1 protein-coding gene is annotated in these 337 nt (G+C 67.7%); it reads right to left on the reverse strand.

The genetic code is table 11. The features are described 5' to 3' along the window. A partial coding sequence (gene tssI / locus NP552_RS25880) for a type VI secretion system tip protein TssI/VgrG (protein WP_274097330.1) occupies positions 1–337 on the reverse strand: 337 nt, incomplete at both ends.

The raw sequence follows: 337 nt of genomic DNA on the forward strand, positions 1-337 counted from the left end.
GGGCAACCGGTACGGCGGCAGGTTGGCGCCGTGGTACAGGCAACCGGTGATCAGCGGCTGGTCGGGGTCGCCTTCCAGAAAGGTGATCAGCACCTCCATGCCGATACGCGGCAGCGAGATGGCGCCGAAGCTGCTCTGGCTGGCCCAGTTGGAGGCCACGCGCATCCAGCAGGTGGTCTTGTCGTCCGACTGGCCTTCGCGGTCCCAGAAGAACTGCACCTTGACCCGGCCGTACTCGTCGCAATAGATCTCCTCGCCTTCGGGGCCGGTCACCACGGCGCGCTGGGAGCCCAGCACCCTCGGCTTGGGATGCCTCAGCGGCGGACGGTACGGCACC

It is taken from the genome of Pseudomonas sp. 8209, from assembly GCF_028682105.1.
Classification (GTDB): domain Bacteria; phylum Pseudomonadota; class Gammaproteobacteria; order Pseudomonadales; family Pseudomonadaceae; genus Aquipseudomonas; species Aquipseudomonas palmensis.